The sequence below is a fragment of the Serratia sp. 2723 genome (assembly GCF_050434425.1).
Classification (GTDB): domain Bacteria; phylum Pseudomonadota; class Gammaproteobacteria; order Enterobacterales; family Enterobacteriaceae; genus Chania.
Genome location: NZ_JBNDIN010000004.1, coordinates 371,256 through 383,975 on the forward strand (window position 1 = coordinate 371,256; position 12,720 = coordinate 383,975).

The 12,720-nt window shown below is 47.9% G+C and carries 16 protein-coding genes and 2 pseudogenes; 4 read left to right on the forward strand and 14 right to left on the reverse strand.

The genetic code is table 11. The features are described from left to right. Positions 1 to 137 precede the first annotated feature (137 nt). The 5 genes from ABIE29_RS08765 to ABIE29_RS08785 all read right to left on the reverse strand — a co-directional run bounded on the left by ABIE29_RS08765 (position 138) and on the right by ABIE29_RS08785 (position 4,164). The gene (locus ABIE29_RS08765; RefSeq protein WP_429617999.1) at positions 138 to 680 is read right to left on the reverse strand and encodes a fimbrial protein; all 543 of its coding nucleotides are present in this window, start codon (positions 678 to 680) and stop codon (positions 138 to 140) included. Between the two features lie 173 nt (positions 681 to 853). Beyond that, positions 854 to 1,669: a VanW family protein gene (locus ABIE29_RS08770; protein WP_429618001.1), complete on the reverse strand. Its 816-nt coding sequence runs from the start codon at positions 1,667 to 1,669 to the stop codon at positions 854 to 856. Positions 1,670 to 1,751: 82 nt separating this feature from the next. Beyond that, complete coding sequence (gene umuC / locus ABIE29_RS08775) at positions 1,752 to 3,023, reverse strand: translesion error-prone DNA polymerase V subunit UmuC (RefSeq protein WP_429618002.1); 1,272 nt, start codon at positions 3,021 to 3,023, stop codon at positions 1,752 to 1,754. Continuing rightward, positions 3,023 to 3,445: a translesion error-prone DNA polymerase V autoproteolytic subunit gene (umuD, locus tag ABIE29_RS08780; protein ID WP_429618004.1), complete on the reverse strand. Its 423-nt coding sequence runs from the start codon at positions 3,443 to 3,445 to the stop codon at positions 3,023 to 3,025. The genes umuC and umuD overlap by 1 nt, the downstream gene beginning before the upstream one ends. Positions 3,446 to 3,666: 221 nt before the next feature. Continuing rightward, on the reverse strand, positions 3,667 to 4,164 hold the full coding sequence (locus ABIE29_RS08785) for an anti-virulence regulator CigR family protein (RefSeq protein ID WP_429618006.1): 498 nt from the start codon (positions 4,162 to 4,164) through the stop codon (positions 3,667 to 3,669). A 493-nt stretch (positions 4,165 to 4,657) separates the two neighbouring features. On the opposite strand from ABIE29_RS08785, the gene ABIE29_RS08790 reads away from it, so the two are divergent. Beyond that, positions 4,658 to 5,476 (forward strand): IS3 family transposase, encoded by an 819-nt coding sequence (locus ABIE29_RS08790; protein ID WP_429618007.1) that lies wholly within the window; start codon positions 4,658 to 4,660, stop codon positions 5,474 to 5,476. Between the two features lie 23 nt (positions 5,477 to 5,499). On the opposite strand, the gene ABIE29_RS08795 is transcribed toward ABIE29_RS08790, so the two are convergent. From ABIE29_RS08795 to ABIE29_RS08805, 3 genes are all read right to left on the reverse strand, one after another. Beyond that, on the reverse strand, positions 5,500 to 5,991 hold the full coding sequence (locus ABIE29_RS08795; RefSeq protein WP_429618009.1) for a type II toxin-antitoxin system death-on-curing family toxin: 492 nt from the start codon (positions 5,989 to 5,991) through the stop codon (positions 5,500 to 5,502). Positions 5,992 to 6,001: 10 nt separating this feature from the next. Beyond that, on the reverse strand, positions 6,002 to 6,181 hold the full coding sequence (locus tag ABIE29_RS08800) for a hypothetical protein (protein ID WP_429618010.1): 180 nt from the start codon (positions 6,179 to 6,181) through the stop codon (positions 6,002 to 6,004). 400 nt (positions 6,182 to 6,581) lie between these two features. Continuing rightward, positions 6,582 to 7,145, reverse strand: a complete 564-nt coding sequence (locus tag ABIE29_RS08805) for a zinc ribbon domain-containing protein (RefSeq protein WP_429618012.1) — start codon at positions 7,143 to 7,145, stop codon at positions 6,582 to 6,584. An 858-nt stretch (positions 7,146 to 8,003) separates the two neighbouring features. Between ABIE29_RS08805 and ABIE29_RS08810 the strand changes: the two genes are divergently transcribed. After that, positions 8,004 to 8,366: a hypothetical protein gene (locus ABIE29_RS08810; protein ID WP_429618013.1), complete on the forward strand. Its 363-nt coding sequence runs from the start codon at positions 8,004 to 8,006 to the stop codon at positions 8,364 to 8,366. 134 nt (positions 8,367 to 8,500) lie between these two features. Here ABIE29_RS08810 and ABIE29_RS08815 read toward each other — a convergent pair whose 3' ends face one another. Then, positions 8,501 to 8,917 (reverse strand): DUF2513 domain-containing protein, encoded by a 417-nt coding sequence (locus tag ABIE29_RS08815; RefSeq protein WP_429618015.1) that lies wholly within the window; start codon positions 8,915 to 8,917, stop codon positions 8,501 to 8,503. Between the two features lie 129 nt (positions 8,918 to 9,046). Between ABIE29_RS08815 and ABIE29_RS08820 the strand changes: the two genes are divergently transcribed. Beyond that, positions 9,047 to 9,229 (forward strand): hypothetical protein, encoded by a 183-nt coding sequence (locus ABIE29_RS08820; protein ID WP_429618017.1) that lies wholly within the window; start codon positions 9,047 to 9,049, stop codon positions 9,227 to 9,229. A 39-nt stretch (positions 9,230 to 9,268) separates the two neighbouring features. On the opposite strand, the gene ABIE29_RS08825 is transcribed toward ABIE29_RS08820, so the two are convergent. From ABIE29_RS08825 to ABIE29_RS08840, 4 genes and pseudogenes are all read right to left on the reverse strand, one after another. Then, positions 9,269 to 9,706 carry a lysis protein gene (locus tag ABIE29_RS08825; RefSeq protein ID WP_429618019.1) on the reverse strand — a complete coding sequence of 146 codons (438 nt, stop codon included), beginning with the start codon at positions 9,704 to 9,706 and terminating at the stop codon, positions 9,269 to 9,271. After that, positions 9,706 to 10,122: pseudogene (locus ABIE29_RS08830) on the reverse strand (M15 family metallopeptidase). The gene ABIE29_RS08825 and the pseudogene ABIE29_RS08830 overlap by 1 nt, the downstream one beginning before the upstream one ends. A gap of 135 nt (positions 10,123 to 10,257) precedes the next feature. Further along, positions 10,258 to 10,524, reverse strand: coding sequence for a hypothetical protein (locus tag ABIE29_RS08835; RefSeq protein ID WP_429618021.1), 267 nt, complete (start codon positions 10,522 to 10,524; stop codon positions 10,258 to 10,260). A gap of 72 nt (positions 10,525 to 10,596) precedes the next feature. Beyond that, positions 10,597 to 11,442 (reverse strand): hypothetical protein, encoded by an 846-nt coding sequence (locus ABIE29_RS08840; RefSeq protein WP_429618023.1) that lies wholly within the window; start codon positions 11,440 to 11,442, stop codon positions 10,597 to 10,599. Between the two features lie 306 nt (positions 11,443 to 11,748). On the opposite strand from ABIE29_RS08840, the pseudogene ABIE29_RS08845 reads away from it, so the two are divergent. After that, a pseudogene (locus ABIE29_RS08845) lies at positions 11,749 to 12,064 on the forward strand (tyrosine-type recombinase/integrase); the annotation flags it as partial. A gap of 305 nt (positions 12,065 to 12,369) precedes the next feature. Here the strand turns inward: ABIE29_RS08845 and ABIE29_RS08850 are convergent. Then, positions 12,370 to 12,711 carry a YebY family protein gene (locus tag ABIE29_RS08850; protein ID WP_223535838.1) on the reverse strand — a complete coding sequence of 114 codons (342 nt, stop codon included), beginning with the start codon at positions 12,709 to 12,711 and terminating at the stop codon, positions 12,370 to 12,372. Positions 12,712 to 12,720: the final 9 nt, after the last annotated feature.

Below are 12,720 nucleotides of genomic sequence, written 5' to 3' on the forward strand. Positions count from 1 at the left end.
GGAAATAGCGATCAACGAATGTTGCCTTATCCACTGATTTTCCAGACGGGCGCAGCATGTGAATGAACTGCGCCCGTTTTGAACCTGTTGGCATTTGTCAGCGGTTAAAACCCACCGTTCGGTGGGTTATTTAGCAATCAGGCAACCAGCTCAAATAAATAGAGCGTGTAATCAACCTTGCTCGCCACATTACCCGGCGTTGCGCGGCCGGTACTGCAGAAGTTTGCGGTAAAGGAGGTGTAAACCTCACCATTCATCACCGGGACAAACGCTGAACTGACCAGTTGAGAGTTACTACCTGCCGAGACAATATCACCTTGCTGGTTACGCAATTGGATCTGCACGTTACCTGCCTCCGCCATATTAATCAGGCCGCCGGTGACAACATCAACCGTGGCACCCCCCTCAAAAAAGACCAAGGCGTGAGTATATTGCTCCGAGATGCCCGCAACACGAATGTTAAATTGGTGTGGCATGGCCCTGTCGCCGGGATTTGCCAGCTGTACTTCGCTTACGGCACCAAGCTGCACGTAGCCATTTTGGGTTTCGCTGCCGTTAACGCTGACGGTGAGGCCAGCACTGCGTGGCCGCTGTAAAATAATGCCACCATCTTCAATCCCCAGGGTTTGGGCAACGATTTGTCCAGCAAAATTGATGGTTCCATTGACGGTATTGTTCATGGTAAATATCCTTATCCTAATAAGAGAGTAGAGTGGTTCTAATGTTCCACCTTATTTAATTCGCAGTACTTGTTCTGCTTAATTAAATATTACCCGTTTAATGATAAGGATCCCTTCTGTTACCGTTGTGCTGTCAATGGCAGAACGCTGATGCTCAGCGTGATTGACTATATTCACTCAACCCGTTGTTCTTCAACATCATATTTTACCACCACATCGTTCTGGTATAGCCGTTCGGAATGTAATACCACCGAGTCCTGCCCTTTGGTGGAGATATCACGCCAGATTTCATTCTGCCGGTAAACACGCTGTTGCCGACGGATAAATCGGTGGGATTTTTGGTAGATATGATATTTAACCGTGCGAGGGGCCGAACACAGCAGCTCACCTTCCAACTGGTGTTCTGCAACGTTGAACACCAGTTGGAAGCTATCCTGAGTCGGGTTATGCAGCACCAGATCGATATAGTTGTAGAAAATGGCGGCTCCTGAGCCAAAAGGCAATATCCGCCCTTCGTCCGGGAAAGGATCAAAACTGTGATTTGCCCGTTCAATCACGACCAACGGTGAGTGGATCGCCATCCAGTGGATTAAATTGCTTAGCTGGCAAATCCCCCCGCCAATACCGCTGCGCGCTTCACCAAACGATAGCTCCATCCCTTCAACAAAACCACGGGCGCGAGTCGGTTTCCCCACCAGTTTACAAAACGAGAAATACTCACCCGGCTTGATAATAATCCCGCTGGTTGCCGCAACCGCCAGCCGCAAATTAATCACTTTATTGTGCTGCAAGCCGATATCGCTATTGCCCAGCTTGCGGATAAGCTTGGAGGTATGCTTGATAAAACGGTGCTCCAACCGCTGCCCCGGCGTTTTCTCGCTGGCATACCGGCGCGATGACCATTGCCACGCAAGATGGCGCAAAACCCGCTTTTGCCGAACACGCAGCCAATAAAGCAGTGGATGATAGGATGATAAAGACCTGCGCATAGCATTAACCCATTAGCCAGTAACTTACTGATAAAATTATTAACCACCACGTTATGGCGTAGTGGCCAGGGAAAAGCGCCGCTCAGTATACCCGAGCACGGGGTAAATCACTCAGCCTGGTGGTATAAGCCGGTGACAGCAGTTCACGCTTCATCGACCAAACCTGCTGCGTTCCCTGGCCAGCAAACCACAGCTTGGCCCGGCCCGAGTTATTGATATGATCCATCACCTGCATCAGCTTTTCGCTGTCGGGCCTTGGCTGATACTCGTCAAACATGTCGAGCTGGGCGACGCCCCGGCTGAAAAAATCCTGCAGCATCACCCCGCCCTTATCGAAACGATGACCGGGTTGCCAAATGGCATCCATGCAGCGCATCGCAGCGGCAATAATGTCGCGGGTGTCTTGCGTTGGCGTGTTCAATTTGACGCTGGCCGAATTGCCGTAATAGGCCTCGTGAGTGGCGAACGGGCTGGTTTTGATCCAGGCGCTGACGTGCCGACAATACTGCCGTTCTGCCCTCAGCTTTTCTGCCGCTCGCGTGGCATATAAACAGATCGCCTGATGCATATGTTCATACTCGGTGATCCGTTCGCCAAAGCTGCGGCTGCTGATAATCTGCTGCTTGGTGGGCGCGAACTCTTCCAGCTCCAGGCAAGGTTCACCACACAGTTCCCGCACCGTTCGTTCGATCACCACGCTGAAGCGTTTACGTATCATGGTGGTACTGGCATCAGCCAGTTGCAGCGTGCTTTCTATCCCCATCGCGTTCAGCTTTTTTGCTATCCGCCGCCCAATGCCCCAGACCTCCTCTACCGGCACCTTGTTCATCAGCTTACGCTGCCGCTCCAGGCTGGAAAGATCGACCACACCGTTGGTCTGTTCCACCCACTTTTTGGCGGCAAAGTTTGCCAGCTTGGCCAGCGTTTTGGTTTGCGCAATCCCGACCCCCACGAACAGTCCTGTTTCGCGCCGTACCTGGTGCCTAATCTGCCGCCCGAACTGTGCCAAATTGCCGCAATTGGGCAGCGAAAACAGATCGAGAAAACTTTCATCGATGGAGTAGATCTCAACCCGTGGCACCAACGCTTCCAACACCGTCATCACCCTGGCAGACATATCGGCATACAGCTCGTAGTTACTGCTAAAAGCGACGCCCCCCGCCCGCTCCAACTGCTGCCTGACCTTAAAGTAAGGCCCGGTCATTGCCATCCCCAATTTTTTAGCCTCTTGGTTACGGGCAACTACACAACCATCGTTATTTGACAATACCACCACTGGGCGATCACGCAGATCGGGCCGCCACAGCATTTCACAGCTGGCATAAAAGCTGTTCACATCGGCCAGCGCGTACATTACTTGAGCCTCGTGATGGTCGATACCACCACGCCGACAATGTCCAAATCGTCAGCGCCATCGTGTAGTGGAATGGGTTGGTAGTTGGGGTTCATCGGCTCGAGCTGCGCGACTGGCCGCAGACATAGCCGCTTCACCGTGAACTCCCCACCAACGCTGGCGATCACGATGTCACCGTGTTCTGCCCCAATGCTGCGATCGACAACCAGCATCGAGCCATCGGTAATGCCCGCTTCCAGCATGCTTTCACCGGAGGCGTAGAGAAAGTAGGTAGCGTTCGGGTGGCTGATGCAATATTCGTTGAGATCGATCCTGGCATGGACGTAGTCCTGCGCCGGGCTAGGAAAGCCAGCAGGCACCCGATCGGAAAACAGTGGCAGGTACAATTTCTCTGGGGTTGGCGTTGGAACAAAGTGTTTCATAGGGGTATGTCTCTATACTGTATTTTTATACAGTATAGATATACCAAATGGTGGGAGGAAGAAAGATTTTCACCGTGAATGATATGGCTATGATCGGTAAGGAAAGAAAGTCAGCCTCTCTTTCCAATACCCATCATCGGTTACGGCAGGGGCCGCTGACATGGAGCTCATTGATTATTGGGCAACTATCGTTGAAATAATTACCCAGAACCGGTCAACGGCTAATCAAATACCCCATTGATAACAGAGGCAACAATAGCCGTACTTAAAGCCACCAGGACTAAATCATTCCCGGCGATACGCCATTCATAGCCAGGATAAGAAGGTAGTTGCCCCAGCATTGAAGCGGGCACCATTTTCTTGGCGATCCCCGGTGGCAATGGTTTGCCCCGTGCCAGGTTCTTGGCGATGCCGGGAGGTAAAGATTGATACCCGGTCAATCCGTAGTTTACCGCCAGGGGCCGTACGCGGTCATAATTGATATTCACGGTAACCAGATCGTCATCACCACCTTTGGCTTTTTTGCCTTTGTCTGAATGACCTTTGCCTGAATTACCCTTCCCATGATTATCTCCATGGTTAGCGGAATTACCATGCCCACCTCCGTTACCGTTACCACCTCCATTGCCATTACCATTCCCTGGATTGGCCATAACAGAGGCTGAGGAAGTGAACACGATCAACGCAAGTGCGAGGGCAGACCAGCGATGCTTGAGCATTTTAAATAACCTCAACAATAAGGGGATACCCGATCAATCTAGCCCTCATCTGACTACCGGGCAATATGGATTCATCTTATAGTTGGTTTTGTGGTAAGTTGATTCATACGTTGCAGGTGTAATGGTCTAATCATCCCGGACACTTTGTTAGAGATATAATAAGCAGCACTAACGAGGTGAGAATGCGCAGAAAAACGTTTACCCATGAGTTCAAACAGGAATGTGTCAATCTAGTCCTTCAGCACAACTATCCAGTGCCATTACACCTGAACAACGGCGAGTACAGGAGCTTGAAAAGCAGGTACGTCAGCTTCAGAGCGACAATGACCTGTTAAAAAAAGCTTCAGCCTTCTTCGCCATGGAAATGAACAACGACAAAAAGTCGCGGTGAAGCTGAAGAAGGCCGGTGTGCAAACATTCAGCAGGTATGCCGCTGCCTGTCGCTTACGCGCAGTGTATTTTATAGCGGCCAGCGCTCAAGGCCGATGTTCTTATGCTTCACGCGGCGGCTAAACATGTTCATGCTGAAATGGATGCGACGTACGGCAGTCGGCGCATGTGTATCGAGTTGCGTGAACAGGGTTTTAACGTTGGCCGATACCACATCCGTCAGATAATGAAAACCCTGTTGCTGGTTGCAAAGCGCCCTGGACGTCACCGCTATCCACGAGGTGGAAAACAGGCAGTAGTAGCGGATAACCTACTGAATCGACAATTTAATCCAGAGACATTGAATACCTGGTGGTCAGGAGATATCACCTACCTTCGTACAGCTCAGGGTTGGTTGTATCTGGCTATTGCCATGAACTTATGTTCAAGAAAAATAGTGAGCTGGGCCTTCTCAGACAAACCGGACAGCACCCTGACCATCCGGGCATTACGGCTGGCGATCAATAAACGGCGGCCAACAGGCCCAGTCGTGCTCCATAGCGATCAGGGGACGCAGTATACCAGCGCTCAGTTCCAATCATGCCAGCAGGAGCTTGATGTGACGGGCAGCATGAGCCGTAAGGGCAACTGTCTGGATAATGCGGTTACGGAGAGGTTTTTCCGCAGCCTGAAAGGAGAACGAGTTAACTATCGTCGCTATGAAACCCGAAGTCAGGGTATTGCAGACGTTATCGATTATATCGACAGTTTTTACAATCTGAAGCGGCAGCATTACCGGCTGGGAAATATCTCACCGGATGAATACGAACGACGGCTACAACAATGTGCCTATTGCCATGGTTTCTCCGGGCATAAAAAAACCCGCACAGGGCGGGTTAGAAGTGAGGATATGGTGATGCGGCTAGATACACTAGCCAGATAGCAAAAAACCACCGGGAGGTGGGTTTATGGCTTAGGGAAATAGAGTTTTAAGTTCAGCAAATCTATTGTTGTTATGATTGACTTTGCAGGCTTACACAACTCCCTTGAGTCGTAGAGCCTTGACCAGTAGCAAAGCCAGTTTTCCATATCCTCAACATCATACTCTTTGCATGCCATGCCCTCAGCTATAGCCACAACCTCTTCACTGGGTGCGGTCAACTCATACCCATTCATCAGAAGGAATATATAACCGGACATCATGGCCGTTCGTTTGTTGGCGTTTGCGAATGGGTGGTTTTGGATCAAGCTCTCTATCAAGACAGCAGACAGAGTGAACATGTCATCTGTCTGCTGGTAGTATCTCACTTGGCTAGGCCTTGCTTGCGAAGAATGAAGATTGTTGGAGTTTAAAACTTCGATAGGCTCACTTGGCGTCTGCGCTTCGATCAAGGCCCTATTAATGTAGATAATGTCTTCTACTGACAGGTAGTTAATTCCCTCAACAATCTCTGCCATAGGTATCTACTTACACCTTTGATAGGTCTTCCATTGCTTTTTCGTAGCGTGCAAAACCAAAGTCAAAGGCATTCTTGACCTGATCGCCATGGGTGCTGTTATCCCCAATAGCTGCTCGTGGTGATGCTACCGCGCTTTTGTCACGAGGCGGAATGCACAAACGCTCAGCCTTTTTCAGTGCGTGACTCATAGACGTACCCTCTACACTTTATACATAAACCACTGAAGTACATGGTACTTAGTGGAATCTCGTGGAATATAACCACGGTTATCTAATACAGAGTGTATAGCCCGGGCGATATCCAATCAACTTTTAGTTGATTTTAGCAGCCTTAAATCGTCGCCCTATCCTTCGCCAAACAACCGGAAATGAGTGCATACCTACCTACGGTAAGGATTTCGACTTCTCAGAACTGGATGTAGAAGGTTTTAGGGGTATAGTAAAACATCAAATTTTCACGCAACGGCACCATAACATTATGGCTGCCCAACAAAAAGCCCACTTAAGTGGGCATGCGTCATAAAAACAGCACTGTCCTTTGCAGCTCACAGGCAACGACCAAGCCAATGCTTAAGCATGATTAGTCGGATCATTGCTTTTTAATGATTCTGAGCATCCCCTCAAGTTCCGCCCCAAAGGTTTCCCTAAGGTTTTTGGGTAGACCACTCTTAAGCTTACGAATCACAGGCTCATGCATCACCATTATGGAAAGAGCTGAGTTCTTCGGCATTTCATTATGTAGCTGATTAGCAAAGGATTTAATACCATCATAATTAAGAGCAACGTCACCATCCTGATCTTTGGTAACGAAGTCGCTAGCAACAAGAGCTTTCACTTCCTCGGCAGCACCTCCAGCTTTTAAGGAACCAACATCACTCCCACAATGCTTACACTTAATCGCCTCGGGATTAATCGATTCGGCGCATAACGGACACTTGACCGTGGCAGTCGAGCGCTTACCAAAAATCGCCATCAGCAACCCGCAAAGGGTGATAAACGCACCGATTACAATATGATTTTGCTTTGAAGCCATTAGGCCAATATTATTTACGCGGGTGGTGCCGTAGCCAGTGGATACACTGGTGTCCAAATTAAACGCAACCAACAACCAAATAACACCAACCACTAAAGCAACATAACCGAGAGTTTTCATTGGAAATTCCTTTTTGAAGCAAGTGATAATATCCTATCACCACTTGCAGAGGATGTGCAGGCAGCCCATTACAATTACTAATGCTTACCTTTTATTCTGCGCACACCAAATCTGGCCGCCAGGCCGAAGCTCTCTCGCAATCCCCTCCCCCCTCCCTAACTGATGAGTCCAGCCGAATTCCTGAATGCTATCCACCAGCTTTTTTACTTGCGCGTCGCTGTGCAAACGCGCATTGCGTGCATAAACAATGAGCGAATCGATTGGCTTATAAACGATTGCCAGCTTTCCCTGATTTTTTCTTTGGTTATTTCCGAGCACCTAACAAGATGGCCCCGCTCTCGAGAGCAAGTGGGCCTTGGTTCGTACTCATCATGACTACCCGTGGGTATGAATGGTTACCGGTAGCTCTAACTATCGGTGGCCGCCCACCTTCAAATAGAATTTTCTACTGCCTCCCAAAATGCCCAGCCCGGGAAATTTCCAACCAGCACCACCTAAAACAGATCGTTTGTGCTGATTTTTCTCGTGGGTAACAGCGAAGTGCAGAACAAAATAAAAAAACCACCGGCAGAATAACGGTCAGGGTGACCTGGCAGGATTTGCCGGTGATTTTGCTTGCGCATTGAAGAGCAGTCTCGTAAAACTGCTCTTCAACAGTCAGGTAAACATTACAATCTAGCGGGAGTTCCAATGGACTTAGGAGCATATAAAGCATGAGAGGAACAAAAATCTCCAGAATAAAGCCTTATTAATCAAATTCATAAAGAGTATGGTTGGTTTGAATTCGCAACTTCTTTTGAAGGAGCCCGCGGCCCGAGCCCTGAACTCAAAGCAGCATTTCATTTAAAATGGGTTGAATTGGGAGCCTTCATCAGAAAAAGTATTAACGACGACAAAAAACTTCTTCTCGTTCTTAGGATGCTTTTACCCGCATACGATGGCGATGGTTTGGTGGTATACCGTGGAGAAAACCTTGATCGCTACTACCAAGGAGCTATAGGTTTTTGCTGGACCACTAAAAAAGAGAAAGCGGAGCAATTCGCAAGAGGACTGAACCTCGGTCTTTTAGGTGGTGTCCTCATGAAAGCCTGGGCGCCTAGATCTTCAATCCTCGCAGGTGTACACCCGCATAGTCGTCATCTTGGAGAGCATGAAATCACGGTAAATGGCTCTGCTGTACAAAATTTGCAACTACTCGAAAGGTTTCCACCTAAAAATTAAGTGTTGAAAGTTCATGCGAAAACCATACCTTTGCCTACTCAGGAGCTAGCTAGGGGTATACTTCTTATGCACTGCGCAGATACCCCTTAAAGCTGCTCGGTGATGCATTAAAAATGCCCCACGATATGGCGAGACTAGTCGAAATACTTATCGAGTTGCTTACTCAGCACCCTGTTAAATAGTTCTTTCGATACTGTAACCAGCGTCCCTATGCTTGCATCCTTGAAACCACTTTTGAGGGTTGCCCAAACTTCTTGGTTTCGAATGGCATCTAAAAAATCATGTCCTGAAGCAGTTAACCGTAAGGGTACTGCATCGAAAAAACCCTCATCTTCACCATCATCAGTTGATACGCCGTAGTAACCTATCCCTGGTTCGCCATCAGACCTTCCAATAAGACCTCGATCCTCAAGCAATCTCACGTGAAAGATGAATTCTTTACTCTGATGATCATAACCAACCCTCAGTAACTTATTTATATCAGTTTGAGGCTCTTCGGACGACTCAAAGGCTTCCAACAGCCCCTTCAGGTAATCTTGATCTATTTTCATGGTTCCTCCCGTAAATCAGGGAGTAACATAACATTATCGATAGCACTTCTGTGAATGCCACCTGTAATGCTTGTGATTCAATTGAAAATGATTGACATTATCAAATTACACAACAGAAAAGGATTTCCTATGAGTAAAGCAAATTTGATCCGCACCTGGTTTGCCGGTGCCACCGTTTATACCTGCCTCGATCTCAGCAATCGGGTAACTGATGTGTATTTCTGCGGCGCGCAATGGCCCAATTTTGTCGCCATGGTCATAATGATTGCGATCTGCTGGGGTGCTCGCTCAAAACTTAAAGAAATGAACTAAGCATTATCGAGCGCCCACGTATAGACGCTCTGTAATGCCCTACTGCGCCAGGCACACATCTCTGATGTAATCCTGCAGCCCTGCTATTTGGCTTCGGGCGGTTTCGATTCGCTCTCTGAGGGTGAAATAATCCCGTTCAGCGGCGTCAGTAAGTCGGGCCCGTCCGCCATCAGCCATGCTGCTGGAGCCGGTAGCTTTGGCTTTTCCGCAGTTGGCGTTGAGCTGCAGCCGCTTAGTGCCGGCAGCAACAGCACGCTGCAGATCAGCAACTTCATTTTTGGCATCTTTCAATTCCTTGTAGCGTTGGGTGTCGATAGCGTTAGCGCGGATCTGCATATCTGACTGAATGCGCAGTGATTGGGACAGTGCTTTGTTGTCTCTCTGGGATTCTGCGAGGTCGCTTCTCAGTTCTGACATGTACCAAGCTTGAGCAATGACCACCGCCAGCGCAGCCAGCAATAATTGCCGCGAGGTCATTATGGGTAGTCCTGCCGTCGCAACTCAAAATGCGGGCCATCATAAAAACGCTCATCATCACTGCGGCCGTTTTCGTTCCAGTCCCCGCCCCAGCGGATTTTCACGCCCAATTCTTTTACCGCAGTAAACATGGCATCAGATACCGCCTTAAACTGGGTTTTGTCATTCCAGGGGATCACACCATTTACCAGCGGCGCGCAATCCACGGCGTGGCCTGTTAGGTGGCGGCTGTTAAGCGTTTGACTGGCTACGTTACGCACAAGCTAGCGCTGGCACTCTTGAATGCGCACCCCCTCAATCACAGTGAAGTCTATCGAAGTCAGCTCTATTGCCCGCCGAACCACAGACACCAATTCGGGTCGGGCACCGCGCAGGTTCGTTATGCTGCGCTTCCCTAAAATGAATTTATTGGCCATCTTTCCTTCTCATCAAGCGGTGTATTAGTTTTCATGCTCGCAACCATCCGTATAATTGCAAGACAGCGCTCGACTCCCATTCCACCTACAATTACGCCGACGGTTACCGCATTGGCTTGGCTCATACCGAACATCTCAAGTGAGTTGATAACCCCGCCCAGAAATTGCGCCAGCATAAAAACAGTCATGCCAGCCCTTACCGTCCCTCAGAGTGATAAGGGCAACCATGCCGAACGCAGCAAAAATGCCGTACAACGTAGGAGAGTTAATTTTTAGCCACATAATGCAGGCTTCCACTAAGCCAGGTGGCATATTGTGATTGTCCATACCCAGCTCCATGTGGGTTTTAGGAATAAAAAAAGGCCCACCGAAGTGAGCCATTAAAACCTGAGTATTTAACATCTCAGGCGCTGTATTGAGCACATCAAAACTGTCAAGAAAAAAGCCGCACAACCCAAGGTTAAAAATAAAAAATCACACGCCTTTCTTAACCCGCCCCCATTCATATTTCAACAAGTCTTGTGAGATTTCCAAAATCGAACTCAAGCACTTATGCATACCTTCTAACTTAGATGGATAAACACTCATATCTAACTCTTCAAATGAATTATAGATTATGTCTATCTCACGAAACTCAGCACTTAAAGCCATGTACCATTTTTCTTTTGGGCTGAGCATCATTTTGATTTTTGCGACAAGGAGGCTACCCTTTAACTTGACTGCCTCAAAATCATTAACGCTTTCGACGAACTCAGCAGAACGCCTGTCCAGTATTTTTTTATAAGAATCAAGTGAGTAATTTGCGGGATTATCCGTTCCTTGTTTCAATGTCGAAGAGTATGTTTGTTTCGCATTGAGATAGTTAAATTTAGCATTCAATAGATTGGGGGCCATTGCGCTATATTCAGCCAGCAAATCTCTTAAGTTATTTATCCATGCCTGTCTATTAACAGATAAAACCTGCATATTAAAATTTTGTTTAGCAATTGCTAGCTGTGCTTCCCTATCTTTTTCAGTTGAAGCAATTTGAGCAGCCCGTTCTTCTTTCAAAAAAAGTTGTTGCTCTGCTCTTTCCTGAGTTAAAAATCTTTGCTGGGCCTCACGTTCACTCTTAGTGTTACGAGAATTTCTTTTAAAAGTCCAAATTGCAATACAGGCTGGGATAGCGCCTGCAATCACTGAAACTACAGCCGTAATAATGGGTGAGGTGTAATCAGGTGGACTATCGATGACAATCGTTGGTATCGATCGTAGTGCCAAATTTACCGTTTCGGCTGCTTCATTAGAAATCAATTTATATGGAATGCCTTGCCAAGTCATGATGCCCTCCGTTTTTTATGCGGAACATCATAGCAAAAAAACTTCGCAGTGAAACCAAGCCAACACATCATATTAAATCTACGTGTTGCAAACCGAGCATGTGAGTGTAAACAAAAACCCGCTCACTGGCGGGTTTTTTATAACTTTGGCATCATATCAAAAGATGACGTAAATATGGCGTAAAGTGTCGAGTTACAATACTCTGACCTCAATTTTACACTGCGCGCCCAACAAAGATCCCTCATCCAGATCAGTAGCGATCGCTTTCAGTTCCTGCCAGGGTGCGGCGTAGGTTTGATACCAGAGTTGAGGGTGGTTATTGATCGTTGCCGTCAGGCAAGCACCACAGATTTCATGATCAGCGCTGGTATCAGGAAAAACAGTCCAGACGGATCGCTTAATTCTGACAGCTTAACCAAAAAATTTGTCACGGCAAGGAAAGATGCGGGGATTGTTTTGGAGGATAGCCCACCCACATTCCACGAATGTCCGGAGCCTAGCAGGAAGGTTGTATGAGAGGGAGAAAGGGAAGGAATTTGCCATGAAGTTACTGGGGCATAAATCGGGAAAAATGACCAATAAATACCTGGATACGAGGGGGAAAGAATACGTGATGCTATAAAAGACCGAGTATCAGTTTTCGGACAATTTCGCACACAAACGCACAACCAATTGAAATAAAACGAAAATAAAAAAAAGACCGATTACGATTCCTATAATCGGTCTAGGGAAAGGGCTCTTGGGAGAGAGCCGTGCGCTAAAAGTTGGCATTTATGCAAGGTTTGTTCAACCGTGCTTTCTAAGAATAGTCTAAGGTGCCAGTTTTGCCAGCCCAGCGCACACAAGTGATAGTTACAAACAGAAATTAATTATGTACATCTCGTCACCACCCGTAAACTTTTTCATAAGTATCTAGTGGTTAGTTGATTAGTCAGCACACAATTTTTCTGCTCTTTCGCGGAAAGGTTGCACGCTCATTTTCTGGCCAGGATGGTTGGCGTCATCCAGCAGGATCACATCCAGCGATTGGGCACGCTGCTGCCCCGCTTTCACCTGTGCTTCAGCTGCTTCATTGAGCGGATACTGCATCAGGGTGCTGTTGTTGAGCACGAACAAGGCGGCCCCTTTGCGGCATTGCAGCGTGACTTCCTCTTTGGTGAACGCCCACTGTTTGCCGTACTCCAGCTTAGTGACGTTAACCAGCTTATCTGCCGCCAGCGCGCTCGACGCCGTTGCCAGCAGCACAATACCAAGAATTACAGATTTCATGTTTTTGGC

Bases quoted from the DNA above. Each gene is read 5' to 3' on its own strand.
- ABIE29_RS08765 (WP_429617999.1), bottom strand. From the start codon at position 680: ATGAACAATACCGTCAATGGAACCATCAATTTTGCTGGACAAATCGTT.
- ABIE29_RS08815 (WP_429618015.1), bottom strand. From the start codon at position 8,917: ATGAAAATAGATCAAGATTACCTGAAGGGGCTGTTGGAAGCCTTTGAG.
- ABIE29_RS08790 (WP_429618007.1), top strand. From the start codon at position 4,658: ATGCTTCACGCGGCGGCTAAACATGTTCATGCTGAAATGGATGCGACG.
- ABIE29_RS08800 (WP_429618010.1), bottom strand. From the start codon at position 6,181: ATGAGTCACGCACTGAAAAAGGCTGAGCGTTTGTGCATTCCGCCTCGT.
- ABIE29_RS08795 (WP_429618009.1), bottom strand. From the start codon at position 5,991: ATGGCAGAGATTGTTGAGGGAATTAACTACCTGTCAGTAGAAGACATT.
- ABIE29_RS08840 (WP_429618023.1), bottom strand. From the start codon at position 11,442: ATGACTTGGCAAGGCATTCCATATAAATTGATTTCTAATGAAGCAGCC.
- ABIE29_RS08835 (WP_429618021.1), bottom strand. From the start codon at position 10,524: ATGTTAAATACTCAGGTTTTAATGGCTCACTTCGGTGGGCCTTTTTTT.
- umuC (WP_429618002.1), bottom strand. From the start codon at position 3,023: ATGTACGCGCTGGCCGATGTGAACAGCTTTTATGCCAGCTGTGAAATG.
- ABIE29_RS08820 (WP_429618017.1), top strand. From the start codon at position 9,047: ATGAGTAAAGCAAATTTGATCCGCACCTGGTTTGCCGGTGCCACCGTT.
- ABIE29_RS08850 (WP_223535838.1), bottom strand. From the start codon at position 12,711: ATGAAATCTGTAATTCTTGGTATTGTGCTGCTGGCAACGGCGTCGAGC.
- umuD (WP_429618004.1), bottom strand. From the start codon at position 3,445: ATGAAACACTTTGTTCCAACGCCAACCCCAGAGAAATTGTACCTGCCA.
- ABIE29_RS08805 (WP_429618012.1), bottom strand. From the start codon at position 7,145: ATGAAAACTCTCGGTTATGTTGCTTTAGTGGTTGGTGTTATTTGGTTG.
- ABIE29_RS08785 (WP_429618006.1), bottom strand. From the start codon at position 4,164: ATGCTCAAGCATCGCTGGTCTGCCCTCGCACTTGCGTTGATCGTGTTC.
- ABIE29_RS08825 (WP_429618019.1), bottom strand. From the start codon at position 9,706: ATGACCTCGCGGCAATTATTGCTGGCTGCGCTGGCGGTGGTCATTGCT.
- ABIE29_RS08770 (WP_429618001.1), bottom strand. From the start codon at position 1,669: ATGCGCAGGTCTTTATCATCCTATCATCCACTGCTTTATTGGCTGCGT.